An 18,060-nucleotide genomic window follows, 5' to 3' on the forward strand; every position below is an offset into this window, starting at 1 on the left:
CTACGACTCGATGATCAGCTGCACGAGGCGACCGAGCTGCTCGCTGCCGGCCTGCCGCAACTGCGCGTCATCCTGGCCCGCCATCGCTCCGCGCACCGTCATGCCCTCCCAGAGGATCATGAGCATGCGCGCCGCGGTCTCGGCCGGCAGACGAAGCTTCAGCGCACTGACCGAGACGATGTCGTCGATGATCTGCGCGATGCTCGACACCATCTCGCTCTCCTGCGCGAGGTAGGCCTCACCGAACTTCGCGTCGCGCAGGGCGCGGATGCGGATCTCGCTCAGCAGCATCACGCCCAGGCGATCGTCGCCGCCGAGTTCCATGATCTGCTGCACGAGCTCGATGGGGTCGCACCCTTCGACGAGGGCGCCCTCCGCCGTCAGCTCTTCGACGCGCGTGCGCACCCCGCTCACGCGCACCTCGGAGACGCTCGCGGCGAGCATGAGGAACAGCTCGTCCTTGGATTCGAAGTTGGAGTAGAACGCGCCACGGGTGAAGCCGGCTCGTTCACACACGGCCTCGACCGAGGCGCCATCGAGACCGACCTCGGCGAAGACCTGCGCGGCTGCCTCGAGCAGCCGGGCGCGCGTGTTCTCACGACTGCGGGTTGCGGGTGTCGACATCGAAACCTCCTGACCCTTCACTCTCGCACGATTCACACCCGGCACACAGACTCCGACGCACCGGTCAATTTACGATACATGTATGTATCGGATACACCTGTGTATCCAATCAGCACCCCCTCGGAGGAACGCGTGTCCACACTCCTGTCCTCGCTCGGCCGCTGGTCCTTCCGGCACCCGTGGCGAGTCCTCGTGTCCTGGCTGCTCGCGCTCGGCATCGCCGGAGCCGGAGCACTCGTGCTGGGAGCGGGCACTGACAACACGTTCTCCATCCCGGGCACGGAATCGCAGGCCGGTCTCGAGCAGCTCTCGCGCTCGTTCCCGCAGGTGAGCGGCACGAACGCGCAGTTCATCGTCGTGGCCGCCGACGGTGACGAGATCACGGACGACGACTACCGCGACCACATCGAGGATGCCGTCGACGAACTCGGCGACCTCGACGGCGTGCTCGCCGCCACCTCGCCCTACGACGAGATGGTCGAGGGCATGATCAACGACGACGACACGGCGGCCATCGTGCGTGTGCAGTTCGACGGCGAATCCACCGACGTCTCGGACGACACGAAGGACGCGCTGCGCTCCGTGGTGAGCGACCTCGACGCCGAACTCCCCGCCGGCGCGCAGACGTCCCTCGGCGGCGACCTCTTCGCGATCTCGATCCCGGGCGTCACGCTCACCGAGGCGGTCGGCCTCCTCATCGCGCTGCTCGTGCTGATCGTCACCTTCCGCTCCTTCGTCGTGGCCGGTCTGCCGCTCCTCACGGCCATCCTCGGCGTCGGCATCTCGATGGCGGGAATCTTCACCGCGACCGCCTTCGCGACCGTGTCCTCCACCACCCCTCTGCTGGCACTCATGCTCGGGCTCGCGGTCGGCATCGACTATGCGCTGTTCATCATGGCGCGACATCAGGACCAGGTGCGCGAAGGCGTCGACCCCGAAGAATCCGCCTCGCGAGCCGTCGGCACGGCCGGGTCGGCCGTCGTCTTCGCCGGCGTCACGGTGCTCATCGCGCTGATCGGTCTCGGCTTCGCCGGCATCCCGTTCCTGACGACCATGGGCATCGCCGCCTCCGTCTCTGTGGCGGTCGCCGTCGCGATCGCGGTCACGCTGACGCCTGCCTTCCTCGGCTTCATGAAGGGGAAGGTGGTCGGCCGCCCGAAGCGCGCGCCGAAGGCGAAGAAGAAGGCCGACGACGACGATGCTCCCGCAGCCCCCGCCCGCGCGAAGGGCAGTGCCCGGTGGGTGAACGGCGTCACCAAACGCCCGATCCTGGTCTCGCTCGCCGTCGTGATCGGCCTCGGGATCGTGGCGATCCCGGCGCTCAGCCTCAACCTCGCGCTCCCCAACGCGGGCGTGCTGCCGAAGGACTCGGAGGCGCGTCAGACCTACGACCTCGTGGGCGAGGAGTTCGGACCGGGGTTCAACGGCCCGATGATCCTCACCGGCACGATCGTCACCTCGACCGACCCGCTCACGCTGATGGAAGACCTCGGCGATGCCGTCGCGGAGGTCCCCGGCGTGAAGGAGGTCGCGCTCGCGACACCGAACGAGACCGCCGACACCGGCATCGTGCAGATCATCCCCGAGACCGCGCCGGACGACCCGGCGACGGCGGACCTCGTCCGCGAGCTGCGGAGCCACCACGACGAGTGGCTCGACGAGTTCGGGATCGACCTCAAGGTCACCGGCTTCACGGCCATCGGCATCGACATCTCCGACCAGCTCGGCAATGCGCTGCTGCCGTTCGGCATCTTCGTGATCGGGCTCTCGCTCATCCTGCTCACCATCGTGTTCCGCTCGCTGTGGGTGCCGATCACCGCAGCCGCTGGCTACCTGCTCTCGATCGTCGCCGCATTCGGCGTGGTCGGCGCCGTGTTCGAGTGGGGCTGGTTCGCCGACCTGCTGCACGTCGCCAAGGTCGGACCGATCATCAGCTTCATGCCGATCATCCTGATGGGCGTGCTGTTCGGTCTCGCGATGGACTACCAGGTGTTCCTCGTCTCGCGGATGCGCGAGGACTTCGTGCACGACCCCGACTCGAAGAGCTCCGATCGGGCGACGCGCCGCGCTGCCGCGCTGCGCACCGTCCGCAGCGGCTTCACCGGCTCGGCCAAGGTCGTCACGGCCGCGGGCCTCATCATGTTCGCGGTCTTCGTGGCGTTCGTCCCCGAGGGCGACTCGTCGCTGAAACCCATCGCCCTGGGGCTCGCGGCCGGCATCGCGATCGACGCCTTCCTGGTGCGGATGACGCTGATCCCCGCCCTCATGGCGATCCTCGGCGAGCGCGCCTGGGAGCTGCCGGCCTGGCTCGAGAAGATCCTCCCCCGGGTCGATGTCGAGGGCGAGGCCGTGGAGCGCGAACGACACCTGGCCGAGTGGCCGGGAGACGGCTCGATCGTCGCCGCCGATGATCTCGACATCAGCGCCGATGCGCCGATCGTCGAGAACCTGTCCCTGCGCATCCCGGAAGGCGGAGCGCTCGTCGCGACCGGTGGCGATGTGCGGGCCCGACGGGCACTGGCACTCACGATCGCGGGCCGGGTGACGCCCACCGACGGCCGACTCCGCGTCGCGGGCCATCTGCTGCCCGGACGCGGGGCGTGGGTGCGCTCGCACGTCGGCTGCGTGCTGGTCGACGACGCCGATGCCGCCCTCGCCGATCTCGCCGAGGCGCTGCGCGGAAAGTCGCAGATCGTCGTGATCGACGGGATCGATCGCCTGACCGGCGGCCAGCGCGACCAGGCGGCCGCGATGCTGCGCGATGCCGCGGCATCCCGCACGCTCGCGGTGTTCGCCACCGCCTCCGATGCCGATGTGGCACTGACCACCCTCGCGGAAGCCGGCTGGCCCGCCCCCGAAACTCTCGACACGCGCGCTCCTCGCCGGAGCGCCGCAGAACCCACCGAGGTGACCGCATGACCCTCCCCATCGAGCGCGCGCGCTCCCGCAAGCCCATCACGTGGCTGACCATCCTCGGCGTGCTGCTGCTTCCCGCGGCGGTCGGCGGCATCCTGGTCGCGGCCCTGCAGAACCCGACCGAGCGTCTGGAGTCGATGACCGCGGCGATCGTCAACCTCGACGAGCCGGTGACCATCGACGACCAGGTCACCCCGCTCGGACGCCAGCTGGCGGCAGGACTCGTCGAGGGGTCGGACGACCTCGGCTCCAACCTGACATGGGTGATCTCGAACGAAGAGGATGCGGCCGACGGTCTCGCCGACGGCTCGTACCAGGCGGTCATCACCATCCCCGAGGAGTTCTCTGCGGCGGCGACCTCGGCCGGTCAGGCGATCTCGGACGGCGGCGGCGAGGCCGAGCAGGCCACCATCGCCGTGACCACTCCGGACGACGGCCTCGTCGCCGACGACCTCATCACCGGCCAGATCGCCGACGTCGCGGCCTCGACCATGGGCACCATGCTGTCCGAGGCGACGACCGAGAATATCCTGGTCGGCTTCACCACGATCGGCGACCAGATCGGTGAGGCGGCAGACGGCGCACTGAAGCTTGCCGACGGTGCACGGGATGCCGCGACCGGTGCCGCGGCGATCCCCGAGGGCGCCACGAAACTGGCTTCGGGCGCGGGTGAACTCGGCTCCGGAGCATCATCGCTGGCCACGGGCCTCGACACGATCGCCGGCAAGACACGGGAGGCGGCGGCGGGTGCGGCGCAGATCGGGTCGGGACTGACCGGCGGCGGCAACCAGCTGCAGCAGAGCGTCGCCGGCACGCAGCAGCTCGTCGGAGCGATCCAGGGCGCCTCGGCATCGGCGCAGTCCGCAGCGAACGGGTCGGCCGCTCTCGCGCAGAAGCTGGGCGCGCTGGCGCAGACCGCCTGCACGCCGCCAATCGCGGACCAGGACGAGTGCACCCTGTTCACGTCGCTCGCGAAAGACGCGGGCGCCGTGGCGACCTCTGCAGGAACCGCCTCCGGCGTGCTCAACAGCCCGAAGGTCGCAGGCGGAATCGCCGCCCTCCCCGGCTCGCTCAGCACGATCGCCTCCAGCATGACCCAGGCGGGCGCCGGGGCGACACAGCTGTCCGGCGGACTCACGCAGCTCGCCGACCAGGGCATCGCCGCATCCGCCACCGGCGCGCGCGGCATCGCCACAGGTGCGACCCAGTTGTCCGACGGCGCCACCGCCCTGGCCGACGGCACGACCGAACTGGCGACCGGGATCGACACCCTGGCGACCGGGACCGGCGACCTCGCGGGTGGGCTGCGCACGGCATCCGACTCCCTCCCCTCGTTCAGCGACAGCGACTCGAAGTCCCTCGCCTCGGTGATCGCCGACCCGGTGTCGTCGAACTCCTCGATGGACACGATCTTCGGTCCGACGGCGATCCCGCTGCTCGCCGCCGTCGTGCTGTGGTTCGGCGGACTCGCCACCTTCATCGTGATGCGCGCCCACACGGCGCGCACGCTCACGTCGCGGCGCTCGTCCGCCGCGCTGACGCTGCGGGCATTCGCACCCGCCGCCCTGATCGGCGCGGGACAGGGGCTGCTGGTGTCGCTGATCGTGCAGATCGTAGCGAGCTACGATGCGGCCGCGTGGTGGGCGTTCGCGGGCACCGCGGTGCTCGCCGGCATGGTGTTCGCTGCCGTGAACCAGGCACTCGTCGCCCTGTTCGGCGGCGTCGGACGCTGGATCTCCGCGCTCGTCGGGGTGCTCGCCGTCGCGACAGGTCTCATCTCCACGGTCCCCGGCTGGCTCTCCAGCATCGGAGCCGCCCTGCCGACGGCTCCCGCGTTCGCCGGGCTGATCGCAGGAAGCGGTTCGGCGGTTGCTGCCCTGGTGGTCTGGGGAGTGCTGTCGCTGGTCGCCACGACACTCGCCGTGACGCTGCGGCGCACGACGTCGGCCAAGGCGGTCCTCGCCGCCGCCTGACCTCGCTCCTTCCTCTGCCAAAACGGAGACCATCCGCTTTCGGCCCGGCGCGTCGAGATATGACGCGCCGGGCCGTTCGTGTTCCGGTCTCCGTTTCCGCGCGGGTGACGCGCGACCCTAAGCTCTCGGCATGCGCCGACCGTTCATGAACACCCCCGAGCAACTCGCGAGCCTGGAGGGCCAGCAGTACCTCGTGCTCCGGCCCACCGCGGGGGTCGGCGAGGTCTACAGAGAGGTCCAGGATGCTGCGCTCGCGCGCCTCGGCATCCCGGCGCGGCATCCGCACACCGGGCACGTCACGCTCCGAGGGTTCTACGAGCCCGAGCGGCGCGAAGAGCTGGCCGAAGGGATCCGCGCCTGGGCAGCACGGCAGTCTCCGATCGAGGTCATCGCCGAGGCCGTCGACGAGTTCCCCTCCCCCTGGCAGATCCTCATCGTGCGGCTCGCCCGCACCAACTCGCTCGTGTCGGCGTACTCGACCCTCACCCATACGCTGGATCGCACGGACTTTCACCGCCTCGGCGAGCTCCCGCTCGAGGACTGGACGTTCCACCTGTCCGTGCTCTACGGCAAGACCTTCGACGGAGCCGAATGGTCGCGGTTCACGGAAGAGGAAGCCCGCCCGCTCTCAGCTGCACCCACGGAACACGTCACCGAAGCGGAGCTGGTCTGGTACCAGGGCGGCATCGAGCACGCCGAGGTCCTGCCGCTACGAGGCTGACCGACCGACGAGTCCTCGCGGCACAACTTCGGAGATTCGAGCTCGACGCGCCGCATTCGGGAGCTGCGCGCCCGCGTGTCGGCCGGGATCTCCGAAGCTGTGCAGGACGCGGGTGAGGAGCGGGTGGGGCTCAGCCCAAGACGGGGCTCAGCCCAAACAGGACCCGCAGCCCGTACCCGCGGCCCAGCCCGCAGCTCAGCTCAGGCCGGAGTAGGCGTGCAGACCCTTGAAGAACACGTTCACGATGGTGAAGTTGAAGATCACGGCGGAGAAGCCGACGATCGCGAGCCAGGCCGAGGGGTTGCCGCGCCAGCCGCGGGTCGCGCGGGCGTGGATGTATCCGGCATAGATGACCCAGATCACGAAGGTCCAGGTCTCCTTCACGTCGAAGCCCCAGAAACGGCTCCAGGCGTAATACGCCCAGATGGATCCGGCGATGAGCGTGAAGGTCCACAGGATGAACCCGATGATCGTGAACATGTACGCCAGGCTCTCCAGGCGCACCGCGTTCGGAAACGTGCGGAGGAAGCCGGGCCCGGTCTTCGCGGCGCCCTCTCCGACGAGACGCTCCCGGCGCGACTGCATGAGCTGGATCACCGAGAGGGCGAACGCGAGCGCGAAGAACGCCGTGGCGAGCGAGGCGACGAACACGTGGATGACGAGCCACACGCTCTTGAGCGGATCCATCAGCGGCGAGACGTCGACGTAGAAGTTCGTCGCCCCCAGGCCGAGCAGCACCACGACGAGACCGGTGATGAAGGTGCCGAGGAAGCGCAGGTCCAGGCGCGTGAGGACGACGAGGAAGACGGCCACGATGAGCAGCGTGCCCATCATCGCGAACTCGTAGAGGTTCGCCCAGGGCACGCGGCCCGCGGCGATGCCACGGGTGACCGCTGCCGCGAGGTGAAAGACGAAGCCGAGGACCGTGAGCGATGTGCCGATCCGCGCCATCACGAAACGCTGCGTCGGGACCTCTGCACCGGGGGCGCCCGAGGCGGCGACGGTGGATCCCCCACCGGCGCCGACGAGCACCGACTCGCGGACCGTCTGCGCGTCGGCCGTCGCCTGCGAGCGCCGTGCGAGATCGAAGGCGTAGGCCACGAAGGCCGCCGCGTAAATCGCGATCGCCGTCCACAGCAGGACCGGCGAGATCACGTTGAGCTCGAGCATGGTGTCAGTCTACTTTCCGGGTGTCTGGGGCCGGGGCGTCCGGCGCTGCGGACTCCTCCGCGCTGTCGTCGTCGGCGGCATCCGTCTCGGTTCGCACGGTGGTGCCGCCCGCCGCGTCGAGCAGTCGGGCGTGACCTGCGACCAGGTCGTCCACGGCGGCTGCGAGCGTGGGGTCCTCACCGCGGGCGAGCGCGGCGTACTCGAGAGCGATCTCGCCGTCGTGCGCGGTGGCCTTGACCCACACGCGCCGACGCGGCACGAACAGCGCGATCATGAGCCCGCCGAGGGCGAGCAGCGCGAAGCCGAGCACCCACACGCCGGACTCGTCGCGGTGGATCTGCAGCGACGCGAACCTCTTCACCGATTCGGAGGCATCCGTCGCCCCCGCCGGCGACTCGTCGTCGAAGGTGACCGAGCCGAGGCCGTTCGGCAGCTGCGCGGTCTGCCCGGGGACGAGCTCGATCGATTCGACGTCGGTGCTGCGACCGGTGAGCTTGGTCATGCCGGTGGTGTCGAGCACGTAGACCGAGCGCGGCACGCCCTCGTTGATGCCGAGGTCGCCGGTGTACACATCGAGGGTGAGCGTCGGGTTCGTGAGGTCGCCGTACGCGGAGAAGAACGCGCCGCTCTCGAGCACACCCGTCGTCGGGTAGAAGAAACCGACCAGTCCGACCTGCTCGGCCAGGCCGTCCGGAATCTTCAGCACCCCGAGCGAGGTCATGTTCGTGTCCTGCGGGAGGAACGGCGTGCTGTTCGTGAAGACGACGTTGCCGTCCGGGTCGCGCACGGTCACGGTCGGGGCGTAGCCGTTGCCGAGCAGGAACACGTCGTCGTCGGCGACCCCGAGCGGCTCGTTGACCTTGACGGCTCCCGTGCGCTCCTCGCCGTTCTCCTGCACGGTGACGTTGGCCGAGAAGTCGCCGGCCTGGCCCGAGCCCGGCTCGCCGAAGGGCTGGTAGGTCACGTCGAACGAGTCGAGCCGCATCGAGTACGGCGAGAAGGCGTCGTCGCCGACGAAGCGGCCGCGGTTCATCGAGTCGTAGTCGAGCAGGGTGTTCGCGAAGGTCTCACCCTCGACCAGCACGCGCTGCCCGGTGTAAGAGAAGCCGCCCCCGACGCCGACCGTGACCAGCACACCCACGAGCGCGAGGTGGAAGAGCAGGTTGCCGGTCTCGCGCCAGTACCCGCGCTCGGCGGAGACCGAGAACGTGCGGCCCCGGTCGTAGCGCTCGACCCGGTAGCCGAGAGCCTTGAGCTGCTTGGTGGCGACGTCGATGGATGCGGCGGCCTCCGCCTCGGCGTCCCCCGTCTTCGTCCCCGAGTCGGCGGCGGGATCGCGGGTCACGGCACGATAGTCCTCGAGCCGCTGCAGTCGTGCGGGGGTGCGCGGCGGACGGGCGCGCAGCGCCTTGGCGTGGTGCTTGATGCGCGGAATCACGCAGCCAACGAGCGAGGCGAACAGCAGCAGATAGATCGCCGAGAACCACGGCGAGAGGTACACGTCGAACATCTTGAGTCCGTCGAGCACCGGGAAGAGGCCGGGGTTGTCGCGCTCCCACTGCGTGACACCGTTCGGGTCGGCCATCCGCTGCGGGAAGATCGAGCCCGGGATCGCGGCGATCGCGAGCACGAGCAGCAGGATCAACGCGGTGCGCATCGAGGTCAGCTGACGCCAGCCCCACCGCAGCCAGCCGACGAACCCCAGCCGCGGCTGGGTGATCGAGTCGTCGCCGTCGACGTGGTCGGACGGGCGGAGCGGATCGCTGGAGTCGCTGTTCACGGCACCCTTGTTCTTCGTGGTGGTCTTCTCGGGGCGGGTCTTCTCGGAGTGGTCAGAGCGGGAGGATGACACTGCCCATCACCGCCGTCAGTCGAGACATGATGTCGGTCCACAGGCCGGTCACCATCAGGAGGCCGAGGAGGATGAGCAGCACCCCTCCGATGACGTTGACCACACGGATGTGGCGGCGGAGGAAGCCGATCGCCTTCGTCGCCCAGCCGAAGCCGAGTGCGACGAGCAGGAACGGGATGCCCAGGCCGAGCGAGTAGGCGAGCCCGAGGAAGCCCGCGCGCACCGGGTCGCCGGCGTTGAACGACAGCGCGAAGATCGCCGTGAGCGTCGGGCCGAGGCAGGGCGCCCAGCCGATGCCGAGCGCGATGCCGAGCAGCGGAGCGCCGATGATGCCGGCCTTGGAATCGACGTGGAAGCGGAGCTCGCGCTGCGCGAAGCCGAACAGGCCGAGGAAGACCAGTCCCATCGCGATGATCACGACACCGAGGACGCGCGTGATGATCTCGCCCCACTGCAGCAGGAACACGCTCGCCACGCCGCCGAGTGCGGTGATCGAGACGAACACGAGGCTGAAGCCGAGGATGAACAGCAGCACACCGAGGACGAGCCGGCCGCGAGTCGCGGTCTCGGTCGTCTGCGTCGTGGCGCGTCCGTCGCCGCCGCCGGAAGCGACCTGGCGGGGCGCCACGGCACCGCCGAGGAATCCGAGGTATCCGGGAACGAGCGGCAGCACGCACGGAGACAGGAACGAGACGAGTCCCGCCAGCATCGCGACCGGGATCGCGATCCAGAGGGCCCCAGAGCCGATGATCGCTTCGGGGTTCACAACGCTCCCGGGCAGCTCACGAGTCCTCCGCGAGCGCGTCCTTGACGAGCGTCGAGAGGATCGAGGGGCCGTCGATCGGTCCGATGATGCGCGCGGCGACGCGACCCTGCTTGTCGAGCACGAGCGTGGTCGGTGTCGCGGCGATCGGCGTGACCTTGGCGAAGGCGAGTTTGGCCTCGGCGGTGTCGACGTCGATCAGACTCGGGTACGTGATGTCGTACTCTTCGGCGAACGCGACGGCCGTGTCGGCCTGGTCGCGGGTGTTGATGCCGACGAACGCGACATCGTCGTCCGAGAAGTCCTGCCACACGGCTTCGAGGTCTGCGGCCTCGAGCCGACACGGCGCACACCCGGCGTACCAGAAGTTGACGACCGTGACATCCCCGGCGATGTCGGCACTGTCGAACTTCTCGCCGGTCTCGGTGACTCCGCCGAACTCCACGGGCTCGCCGCGCTCGGCGACGGGGATCTCGACGATCGCCCCATCGGCCGCGACGTAGCCGGTGTTCTCCCCGTTGAGGAAGGATTCACTGACAGGATCGGGAGCGCAGGCGCTCAGACCGATGGCGAGCACCGCAGCGAGCGCGGCACCGACCGCGCGGCGTGAGCGCCGGGTGCGGGAGGAGCGGCCGCTGCGGATCTGACGGACCGTCGAATCGCGTGGCACGACTCCGAGTTTACGCAGAGGATCCTATGCACGAGGTGGATGCAGGACGGCCTGCGACGGGCGTCAGAACCTCGCCAGGACGTCGTCGACACCGGCGCGGAACCGTGGGCAGGTCGCGATGTCGTGGGCCCGGCACCCCATCGCGTGTTCGGTCATCTCGCGCGACCGGCGCATCTCTTCCATGCGCCGATCGAGGTCGTCCAGATGCTGCTGGAGCACCTGATGCCGCCCCGCACTTCCGTCGTCCAGCAGCACGGCGATCTGCTCGAGGGTCATCCCCGCCGCTTTGCTGCGCTGGATCACGGCGATGCGCACGACCTCGTCTTCGCCGTAGCGGCGGCGTCCGGCTGAGTCGCGGGGAGGCCGCAGGAGACCCACCGATTCCCAGTGCCGGAGGACGTTGGTCGGCAGCTCGAAACGGGCGGCGACATCTCCGACGGACCACGGATGCTCAGCGCTTGACTTCATGTTGACATGAAGTCACAGACTGACGGAGAACGCAACATCCATCGGGAAGGACACCCATGTACGACGCCATCGTGATCGGCGCAGGACCGGCAGGACTGCAGGCCGCTCTGACCCTCGGACGCATGCACCGCTCGACGCTGCTCCTCGATTCGGGCGAGTACCGCAACGGCACCGTCCTGCACATGCACAACATGGTCGGCGAAGACGGTGCACCGCCGGCGGAGTTCCGCGCCACCGCCCGCGCGGAGCTCGACGCCTACGCCGACGTCGAGATCCGCGACACCGGCGCGACCGGCATCTCCGGAAGCGAGGGCGCGTTCCGAGTCGCCCTGGCCGACGGCTCGACGGTCGAGGGACGTCGGGTGATCCTGGCCACCGGCGTCGCCGACGACCTCCCCGATGTCCCCGGACTGCAGGACCTGTGGGGCACGCTCGCGTTCAGCTGCCCGTTCTGCGACGGACACGAGCATGCGGACAAGCCGATCGGCATCCTCGGCGCAGCTCCGCGGGCCGCACATCTGATCGGACTACTCGGGCGCATCGTCGGCGACATCACCGTCCTCCCCGTCGACGAGGTGTTCTCCGACGAGGACATGCGGATGCTCGAAGCGACGGGCGCACGGGTGAGCAGCGCCCCGGTGACCTCGGTCGAGAAGGACACCGACGGTGTGCGGATCCGCACGGACGACGACGAGCGCGCGGTCGCCGGCATCTTCGTGGCCTCGGGGTCGATGCGCCAGCGGGCACCCTTCGCCGCGGACCTCGGGCTGGCCATGCTCGAGTCCGGATCGATCGAGATCGACGACTTCGGGCGCACCTCGATCCCGGGTGTCTTCGCCGCCGGCGACCTCGCCCACCGCGCGAGCCTGCCCGGCCCGATGGCCTCGGTGCTGCTGGCAGCGGCGGCCGGTCAGCTCGCCGCGGTCGGCATCATCCAGTCACTCCTCGCGGCCGAGCACTGACCCGCCTTTCGAATCGCGCACCTGGTCGTATCCCAGACGCGAGAAGACCATCTGCGCGATTCGAACGGGTCAGACCGCGCCGACGTCGATCGCGGAGCCCGTCGCGGCGGGCTCCGCGTAGGCGACCTCGCGCCAGACATCCCCGACCCGCTCGAACGAGGTGACGCTCGACAGCGCGCAGCGACGGGTGCGCGGGTCGTGCCGCAACGGCAGACCCGCGACCCGGAGGTGCGTGATCCAGATCGGCGCCTGGTGCGACACCATCACGACATCGCCGTCCGGCGCTGCGTCCCACGCTTCGTCCATCACTCCGAGCATCCGCTCCGCGATGGAGGTGTACGGCTCACCCCAGCTCGGCACCGAGGGCTGACGCAGGTGCCACCAGTTGAACGGGTTGAGGAGGGAGCGACGCATCTGCGTGCCCTCGAACACGTTGGCCGGCTCGATCAGGCGGATGTCGATTTCGGGCACGAGGTCGAAGCGCTCGGCGAAAGGCTCCGCCGACTCCTGCGCCCGCTCGAGCGGCGAGGCGTACAGAGCGGCCACGTGCCGGTCGAGCGATGCGACGTGGGAAGCCGCAGCCGCCGCCATCTCGCGGCCGGCCTTGCTCAGGTGATAGTCGGGAAGCCGACCGTAGAGCACGCGAGCCGGGTTGTGCACCTCGCCGTGTCGGACGAGATGCAGTCGAGACGCCGTCATGTCACGCCTTGCGGTAGCGGGAGTCGCCGAAGCCGAGGATGAAGTACCCGATGAACGAGAACACGAAGAGCAGGAAGAAGGAGAAGAACCCGCCCTTTCCGAAGCGGGCGCCGACCTTGACGGCGACGACGATCGCGAGCACCACGTTGGCGATCGGCACCAGGTAGAGCAGCACCCACCAGCCCGACATCCCGGCGATGCGCAGCAGGAAGATGGCGTTGACGATCGGGATGAGGGCGAGGATGCCCGGGTAGCCGGCCTTGGTGAACACCTTCCACCAGGCGACGGCCAGGAGGATGTAGAAGATCAGCGCCACCACGCCGGTGGTCCCGGAGAAGAACTGGCTGAGGAAGTCGGGGACGACCGGGACGTCGGCCGCGGGGACGAGGGCGAGATTCATGGGGCACCTTTCGTTCACAGCCACCCTACTGACCGACGGACCCCCGCCGGGAGGAGTCGCACACCCCCGTAGAATGGCCGGGTTCCCCATTTCCCAGATCAGAAGGAATACTCCGTGCTTCGCACCCACTCGGCAGGCTCTCTGCGAGCCGAGCACATCGGTCAGACCGTCACCCTCTCGGGTTGGGTCGACCGCCGTCGTGACCACGGAGGAGTCGCTTTCATCGATCTGCGGGATGCCTCGGGCATCGCCCAGGTCGTCATCCGCGACGAGGAGATCGCCCACCCGCTGCGCAACGAGTTCGTCCTGAAGGTGACCGGCGAGGTGTCGCTGCGCCCCGAGGGCAACGCGAACCCGAACCTGCCGACCGGCGAGATCGAACTCATCGCGACCGACGTCGAGGTGCTGAACGAGTCCGCACCCCTCCCCTTCCAGGTCTCCACGGCTGTCGCCGACACCGAGACGGTCGGCGAGGAGGCGCGCCTCAAGTACCGCTACCTCGACCTGCGTCGTCCTGCCCAGGCAGCGAACCTGCGCCTGCGCTCGAACGTCTACAAGGCGATCCGCGACGTGCTGCACGCCGAGGACTTCACCGAGGTCGAGACACCGACCCTCACACGCTCGACTCCCGAGGGCGCCCGCGACTTCCTGGTGCCGGCCCGCCTGAGCCCGGGCAGCTGGTACGCCCTGCCGCAGTCGCCGCAGTTGTTCAAGCAGCTGCTGATGGTCGGCGGCGTGGAGAAGTACTTCCAGATCGCGCGCTGCTACCGCGACGAGGACTTCCGCGCCGACCGCCAGCCCGAGTTCACGCAGCTCGACATCGAGATGAGCTTCGTCGACCAGGAAGACGTCATCACGCTCATGGAGTCGCTCATCGTGGCGATGTGGAAGACGATCGGCGTCGACGTCGCGACCCCGCTCCCGCGCATCACGTACGCCGACGCCATGGCCAAGTACGGCTCCGACAAGCCCGACCTGCGCTTCGGCCTCGAGCTCGTCGAGGCGACCGAGTACTTCCAGGACACCCCGTTCCGCGTGTTCCAGGCCGAGTACGTCGGTGCGGTCCGCATGCCCGGTGGCGCGAGCCAGCCGCGCAAGCAGCTCGACGCCTGGCAGGACTGGGCCAAGCAGCGCGGCGCCCGCGGTCTCGCCTACGTCCTGTTCAACGAAGACGGCTCGCTCGGCGGCCCCGCGGCCAAGAACCTGTCCGAGGCCGAGCAGGCCGGACTCGCCGCTTTCGTGGGCGCCGAGCCGGGCGACTGCGTCTTCTTCGCCGCCGGTTCCACCAAGGAGAGCCGCGCGCTGCTCGGTGCCGCCCGCGTCGAGATCGGCCGTCGCCTCGGCTACCTGAGCCCGGACGAGTTCGCGTTCACCTGGGTCGTCGACGCTCCGATGTTCGAGCCTGCGGCCGACGCCGTGGCCTCGGGTGACGTGGCTGTCGGTGCCGGAGCGTGGACCGCCGTGCACCACGCGTTCACGGGTCCGAAGCCCGAGTTCCAGGACACGTTCGACACCGACCCCGGTTCGGCCCTGGCCTACGCGTACGACATCGTGTGCAACGGCTCCGAGCTCGGCGGTGGCTCGATCCGCATCCACCGCGAAGACGTGCAGAAGCGCGTGTTCGAGGTCATGGGCATCAGCGACGAGCAGGCCGACGAGCAGTTCGGCTTCCTGCTCGACGCGTTCAAGTTCGGCGCTCCGCCCCACGGCGGGATCGCGCTCGGCATGGACCGCGTGCTGCAGCACCTGTCGAAGACCGAGTCGATCCGCGAGGTCATCGCGTTCCCGAAGTCCGGAAACGGCTTCGACCCGCTGACCTCCGCTCCCGCGCCGATCACCGACGCGCAGCGCGCCGAGGCCGGCGTCGACTTCGAGCCCGAGGACGACGAGGCCTGACGCCGAGACCCCGCTTTACCGCCGAGACCCCGAGCAGCCGCCATCCGCAGCCCGGGGTCTCGACGCGTATCCGGGGTCTCGGTGGTGAGGGTCAGCGCATCGCCGCGAGCGCGGGGACGATGTTCTCGTTCCACACGTCGACGCCGAGCTTCGCGATCAGGGCGACCACGACCACGAGGAACACGACGCGGATGAAGGTCGTGCCGCGCGAGATGGCCATCCGCGAGCCCAGGTAGCTGCCTGCGACGTTCGCCACCGCGAGGATGCCGCCCAGCAGCCACAGCACCGCGCCGTGCGGGATGAACAGCATCAGGGCACCGGCGTTGGTGGCGAGGTTCACGATCTTCGCCTTGGCACTCGCCTGCAGGAAGTCGTAGCCGAGCAGCGCGACCAGCGTGATGACGAGGAAGGTCCCCGTGCCCGGGCCGATCATCCCGTCGTAGAAGCCGATGCCGAGCCCGGCCGCTCCCGCCATGATGTGGTGCTTGTGCCCGTGGAAGCGCAGCTTCGTCGCCGCGCCCATCTGCGGCCGGAACGCGGTGAACAGGGCGACGACCAGCAGGGCGATCACGATGATGGGCTTGAACGCGGCGGGCGGCAGCACCGTCGCGACGGCGGCGCCCCCGAACGATCCGATGAAGGCGATCGCCGCCATCGGCAGGGCCGTTCGGATGTCGGGTTTGGCGCGGCGGTAGTAGGTGACGCTGCTGGTCGCGGTGCCGAAGACGGAGGCGAGCTTGTTCGTCGCGAGGGCCTGCACCGGCGAGATGCCGGGGATCAGCAGCAGCGCCGGCAGCTGCAGCAGACCTCCCCCGCCCACGACAGCGTCGATCCACCCGGCGCAGAACGCGGCGATGACGACGAGGAGGAGCATCCCCCAGGTGAGCTGCTCCAGTCCGAGCACGGTGCCGATATCCACCCGGCCATGATTCCAGAGAGTCGGACCGACACAGGCATCCGCTCGGCCCGCTGGCAGACTGGTCGCATGCTCGATGCCCTCCCGCTGCCCCACTCGTTCGAATCGCGCATCGGCACGGCGGTGCTCCGGCGAGCGACGGTAGACGACGCGGATGCCGTGATAGGCCTGCTCGCGGACGACCCGATCAGCGCGGCGCGCGGCGATGTGGCATCCGACGAGGACCGCCCCGTCTACGCGCGGGCGCTCACCGAGATCCTGGCCGAGCCCTCGAACGACCTGCTCGTCGTCGAGCTCGACGGCGCGGTCATCGGCACGCTGCAGCTCACCTCGATCCCCGGGATGTCCCGCCGTGGTGCGCGACGCCTTCTGGTCGAGGCCGTCCGCGTCCACAGCAGTCTGCGCTCGTCGGGCATCGGTTCGGCGGTGATGCGCTGGGTGGGCGAGGCGGCCGCCCCCGCGGTCGGTGCCGCGATGGTGCAGCTCACCTCGGATGCCGCCCGCACCGATGCGCACCGCTTCTACGAGCGCCTCGGCTACGTGGGCTCGCACCGCGGCTTCAAGTACAACGTGCCCTCGGCCTGAGCCCCCGCGCTTCCGTCGGCCAATCGCAGCATCCGCGGCCCGATCCTCGGATTCCGGCCGAGCAAAGCGCAGAAAGCCGAGTGAACTGCGCGCCCCACCGCCCCCGTCCCGCCACCGCAGCGACATTCCCCGTTCACCCGACCCGGGACGGTCGGCAACCTGCGCCTCATAGTGTCCTCTCGCAACCCGAAACCGGCTCACAGCGCCGGACACCGAGAGGACACTCATGGCTCGCTTCACCCGCCGCGCGCGCATCGGCGCCGGCATCGCCCTGGCCACCACGGCCGCACTCGCGCTGACCTCCTGCGCGTCCGCAACCGATGCGCCCGCTTCGAGCAGCGAGACGGTCGATGCCGCTGCCGCCACTTCCGTCGAGGACTTCGGCACGTTCGCCGACCTCGAGGCCGCCGCCAAGGAGGAGGGTTCGCTCAACGTCATCGCGCTTCCCCGCGACTGGGCGAACTACGGCGAGATCCTCGACCTGTTCGCCGAGAAGTACCCGGAGATCACGATCAACGAGGCCTCGCCCGATGTCTCCAGCGCCGAGGAGATCCAGGCCGCCGAGACCAACAAGGGCCTCGACACCGCTCCCGACGTGTTCGACCTCGGTCTGACCGTCGCGCTGCAGAGCACCGACACCTTCGCTCCCTACAAGGTGCAGACGTGGGACGAGATCCCGGACGAGCTCAAGGAGCCGACCGGCCTCTTCGTCGGCGACTACGGCGGGTACATGTCGATCGGCTACGACTCGTCGAAGTTCGATGCGCCGACCGAGCTCGCCGACCTGCTCTCGGCCGACTACAAGGGAGCCGTCGCGATCAACGGCGACCCCACCCAGGCCGGCGCCGCGTTCGCCGCCGTCGGTCTCGCGACCGTGCAGTCCGACGGCACGCTCGACGACTTCCAGCCCGGCATCGACTTCTTCGCCGACATGCAGAAGGCCGGCAACCTGCTCAAGGTCGACGTCACCACGGCGACCATCACGAGTGGAGAGACCCCGGTCGTCTTCGACTGGGACTACCTGAACGCTTCGCACACCGCCGACAACGAGGACTGGAAGGTCGTCGTGCTCGACGGCACCGGGTACGCCGGCTACTACAACCAGGCCATCAACGTCGACGCCCCGCACCCGGCGGCGGCTCGCCTGTGGCAGGAGTTCCTCTACAGCGACGAGGTGCAGAACCTCTGGCTGAAGGGTGGAGCGCGCCCCGTGCGCATGGAGGCGATGACCGAGGCCGGCACGATCGATGCCGACCTCGCAAGCGCACTGCCCGAGGCACCCGAGGAGACCGTCGTCCCGACGGAGGAGCAGTCGACGAACGCCGGCACGCTGCTCGGTGAGAAGTGGGCCGCGGCGGTCCAGTGACCACCCTCACGGCAACGGGAGCGGATGCCGCGGCATCCGCTCCCCCCTCCCCCGCCGGGCCCTCGCCGCATGCGAGGGC

Annotated in this window: 16 protein-coding genes; 7 read left to right on the forward strand and 9 right to left on the reverse strand. The window is 69.3% G+C overall.

What is annotated here, in order from left to right; translation table 11 throughout:
- Positions 1 to 624 carry a TetR/AcrR family transcriptional regulator gene (locus ACWGO6_RS05595; protein WP_376103514.1) on the reverse strand — a complete coding sequence of 208 codons (624 nt, stop codon included), beginning with the start codon at positions 622 to 624 and terminating at the stop codon, positions 1 to 3.
- A 132-nt stretch (positions 625 to 756) separates the two neighbouring features.
- On the opposite strand from ACWGO6_RS05595, the gene ACWGO6_RS05600 reads away from it, so the two are divergent.
- The 3 genes from ACWGO6_RS05600 to ACWGO6_RS05610 all read left to right on the forward strand — a co-directional run bounded on the left by ACWGO6_RS05600 (position 757) and on the right by ACWGO6_RS05610 (position 6,234).
- Complete coding sequence (locus ACWGO6_RS05600) at positions 757 to 3,543, forward strand: MMPL family transporter (protein ID WP_452326086.1); 2,787 nt, start codon at positions 757 to 759, stop codon at positions 3,541 to 3,543.
- Positions 3,540 to 5,513, forward strand: coding sequence for a YhgE/Pip domain-containing protein (locus ACWGO6_RS05605; protein ID WP_452326087.1), 1,974 nt, complete (start codon positions 3,540 to 3,542; stop codon positions 5,511 to 5,513). The genes ACWGO6_RS05600 and ACWGO6_RS05605 overlap by 4 nt, the downstream gene beginning before the upstream one ends.
- A gap of 130 nt (positions 5,514 to 5,643) precedes the next feature.
- Positions 5,644 to 6,234 carry a 2'-5' RNA ligase family protein gene (locus ACWGO6_RS05610; RefSeq protein ID WP_452326088.1) on the forward strand — a complete coding sequence of 197 codons (591 nt, stop codon included), beginning with the start codon at positions 5,644 to 5,646 and terminating at the stop codon, positions 6,232 to 6,234.
- Positions 6,235 to 6,429: 195 nt separating this feature from the next.
- Here the strand turns inward: ACWGO6_RS05610 and ccsB are convergent, their stop codons facing one another.
- The 5 genes from ccsB to ACWGO6_RS05635 all read right to left on the reverse strand — a co-directional run bounded on the left by ccsB (position 6,430) and on the right by ACWGO6_RS05635 (position 11,157).
- Positions 6,430 to 7,404, reverse strand: a complete 975-nt coding sequence (gene ccsB, locus ACWGO6_RS05615) for a c-type cytochrome biogenesis protein CcsB (RefSeq protein WP_452326089.1) — start codon at positions 7,402 to 7,404, stop codon at positions 6,430 to 6,432.
- Positions 7,405 to 7,408: 4 nt separating this feature from the next.
- A complete protein-coding gene (resB, locus tag ACWGO6_RS05620; protein WP_452326090.1) occupies positions 7,409 to 9,256 on the reverse strand; it encodes a cytochrome c biogenesis protein ResB in 1,848 nt (615 codons plus the stop codon).
- Positions 9,237 to 10,022: a cytochrome c biogenesis CcdA family protein gene (locus tag ACWGO6_RS05625; protein WP_452326091.1), complete on the reverse strand. Its 786-nt coding sequence runs from the start codon at positions 10,020 to 10,022 to the stop codon at positions 9,237 to 9,239. The genes resB and ACWGO6_RS05625 overlap by 20 nt, the downstream gene beginning before the upstream one ends.
- Positions 10,023 to 10,038: 16 nt before the next feature.
- A complete protein-coding gene (locus ACWGO6_RS05630; RefSeq protein WP_452326092.1) occupies positions 10,039 to 10,689 on the reverse strand; it encodes a TlpA family protein disulfide reductase in 651 nt (216 codons plus the stop codon).
- Between the two features lie 63 nt (positions 10,690 to 10,752).
- Positions 10,753 to 11,157: a MerR family transcriptional regulator gene (locus tag ACWGO6_RS05635; RefSeq protein WP_376103485.1), complete on the reverse strand. Its 405-nt coding sequence runs from the start codon at positions 11,155 to 11,157 to the stop codon at positions 10,753 to 10,755.
- Positions 11,158 to 11,213: 56 nt separating this feature from the next.
- Between ACWGO6_RS05635 and ACWGO6_RS05640 the strand changes: the two genes are divergently transcribed.
- On the forward strand, positions 11,214 to 12,119 hold the full coding sequence (locus ACWGO6_RS05640) for an NAD(P)/FAD-dependent oxidoreductase (RefSeq protein ID WP_452326093.1): 906 nt from the start codon (positions 11,214 to 11,216) through the stop codon (positions 12,117 to 12,119).
- A 69-nt stretch (positions 12,120 to 12,188) separates the two neighbouring features.
- Here ACWGO6_RS05640 and ACWGO6_RS05645 read toward each other — a convergent pair whose 3' ends face one another.
- Both ACWGO6_RS05645 and ACWGO6_RS05650 read right to left on the reverse strand, forming a co-directional pair.
- Positions 12,189 to 12,818 (reverse strand): histidine phosphatase family protein, encoded by a 630-nt coding sequence (locus tag ACWGO6_RS05645; RefSeq protein WP_136042952.1) that lies wholly within the window; start codon positions 12,816 to 12,818, stop codon positions 12,189 to 12,191.
- 1 nt (position 12,819) lies between these two features.
- Positions 12,820 to 13,218: a DUF5684 domain-containing protein gene (locus ACWGO6_RS05650; RefSeq protein WP_452326094.1), complete on the reverse strand. Its 399-nt coding sequence runs from the start codon at positions 13,216 to 13,218 to the stop codon at positions 12,820 to 12,822.
- A gap of 114 nt (positions 13,219 to 13,332) precedes the next feature.
- On the opposite strand from ACWGO6_RS05650, the gene aspS reads away from it, so the two are divergent.
- Entirely contained in the window at positions 13,333 to 15,114 is a 1,782-nt protein-coding gene (gene aspS, locus ACWGO6_RS05655) for an aspartate--tRNA ligase (RefSeq protein ID WP_136042953.1), read from the forward strand.
- Between the two features lie 91 nt (positions 15,115 to 15,205).
- On the opposite strand, the gene ACWGO6_RS05660 is transcribed toward aspS, so the two are convergent.
- Positions 15,206 to 15,988, reverse strand: a complete 783-nt coding sequence (locus ACWGO6_RS05660) for a sulfite exporter TauE/SafE family protein (RefSeq protein ID WP_376107154.1) — start codon at positions 15,986 to 15,988, stop codon at positions 15,206 to 15,208.
- Positions 15,989 to 16,099: 111 nt separating this feature from the next.
- On the opposite strand from ACWGO6_RS05660, the gene ACWGO6_RS05665 reads away from it, so the two are divergent.
- Both ACWGO6_RS05665 and ACWGO6_RS05670 read left to right on the forward strand, forming a co-directional pair.
- Positions 16,100 to 16,615 carry an N-acetyltransferase family protein gene (locus ACWGO6_RS05665; protein WP_452326095.1) on the forward strand — a complete coding sequence of 172 codons (516 nt, stop codon included), beginning with the start codon at positions 16,100 to 16,102 and terminating at the stop codon, positions 16,613 to 16,615.
- 226 nt (positions 16,616 to 16,841) lie between these two features.
- The gene (locus tag ACWGO6_RS05670) at positions 16,842 to 17,981 is read left to right on the forward strand and encodes an ABC transporter substrate-binding protein (RefSeq protein WP_376103469.1); all 1,140 of its coding nucleotides are present in this window, start codon (positions 16,842 to 16,844) and stop codon (positions 17,979 to 17,981) included.
- The last annotated feature ends 79 nt before the right edge of the window (positions 17,982 to 18,060 follow it).

It is taken from the genome of Microbacterium sp. NPDC055665, assembly GCF_053618035.1.

Coding starts and splice junctions, on each gene's coding strand:
- ACWGO6_RS05665 (WP_452326095.1), top strand. CDS start 16,100: ATGCTCGATGCCCTCCCGCTGCCCCACTCGTTCGAATCGCGCATCGGC.
- ACWGO6_RS05610 (WP_452326088.1), top strand. CDS start 5,644: ATGCGCCGACCGTTCATGAACACCCCCGAGCAACTCGCGAGCCTGGAG.
- ACWGO6_RS05595 (WP_376103514.1), bottom strand. CDS start 624: ATGTCGACACCCGCAACCCGCAGTCGTGAGAACACGCGCGCCCGGCTG.
- ACWGO6_RS05645 (WP_136042952.1), bottom strand. CDS start 12,818: ATGACGGCGTCTCGACTGCATCTCGTCCGACACGGCGAGGTGCACAAC.
- ACWGO6_RS05605 (WP_452326087.1), top strand. CDS start 3,540: ATGACCCTCCCCATCGAGCGCGCGCGCTCCCGCAAGCCCATCACGTGG.
- ACWGO6_RS05635 (WP_376103485.1), bottom strand. CDS start 11,157: ATGAAGTCAAGCGCTGAGCATCCGTGGTCCGTCGGAGATGTCGCCGCC.
- ACWGO6_RS05640 (WP_452326093.1), top strand. CDS start 11,214: ATGTACGACGCCATCGTGATCGGCGCAGGACCGGCAGGACTGCAGGCC.
- ccsB (WP_452326089.1), bottom strand. CDS start 7,404: ATGCTCGAGCTCAACGTGATCTCGCCGGTCCTGCTGTGGACGGCGATC.
- ACWGO6_RS05670 (WP_376103469.1), top strand. CDS start 16,842: ATGGCTCGCTTCACCCGCCGCGCGCGCATCGGCGCCGGCATCGCCCTG.
- ACWGO6_RS05660 (WP_376107154.1), bottom strand. CDS start 15,988: ATGCTCCTCCTCGTCGTCATCGCCGCGTTCTGCGCCGGGTGGATCGAC.
- ACWGO6_RS05650 (WP_452326094.1), bottom strand. CDS start 13,218: ATGAATCTCGCCCTCGTCCCCGCGGCCGACGTCCCGGTCGTCCCCGAC.